This is a genomic window from Rhizobacter sp. P1_G5, from assembly GCF_056405435.1.
This window is the reverse complement of record NZ_JBFUCB010001200.1, coordinates 1-576: the sequence shown is the minus strand read 5'-3', so window position 1 is coordinate 576 and position 576 is coordinate 1. Positions and strand designations below refer to the sequence as shown.

Below are 576 nucleotides of genomic sequence, written 5' to 3'. Positions count from 1 at the left end.
GGGCGTCACGCTGGCCGCGGCCTGTGCCGCCGCGATGGCGGCTGGCTGGGTGCACCCCGGTGCCAGCCCCGCGTGGTGGCTGGCGTTCGCGGTGTGGGTGCTGGGCGGCGCGCTCGCGCTGCGGGTCGGGCCGGGGGCCTGGCCGCAACTGCCCACGGTTGCCCGCTGGGTGCTCGGGCTGGCCGCGCTGTGGACGGCCTGGCTGGCGCTCGCCGGTGCGAAGACCATCGGCGTCAACTTCCTGCTGTCGGTGCTGTGCCTGGTGTGGGCGGCCGACATCGCCGCCTACTTCGGCGGCAAGGCCTTCGGCCGCCGCAAGCTTGCCCTGTCCATCAGCCCCGGCAAGAGCTGGGAAGGCGTCTGGAGCGGCATGCTGGGCGTGCTGGTGCTGGCCGGTGCCTGGATCGCGCTCGACCGGTCGATCCAGCCCGATTCGGCCAGCCTCTACACGCTGCTGCTGCAGCGCTTCGGTGTCTTCGGCCTGGTGCTGTCGCTGGTGTTCCTCTGCGCGATGAGCGTGGTCGGCGACCTGGTCGAATCGCTGGTCAAGCGTGCCGCCGGCGCCAAGGACAGCAG

General features: G+C 72.7%; 1 protein-coding gene. It reads left to right on the top strand.

Translation table 11 applies throughout. The features are described from left to right. The coding region (locus AC1D12_RS34960; protein ID WP_477845625.1) for a phosphatidate cytidylyltransferase at nt 1-576 on the top strand (576 nt) is incomplete at both ends.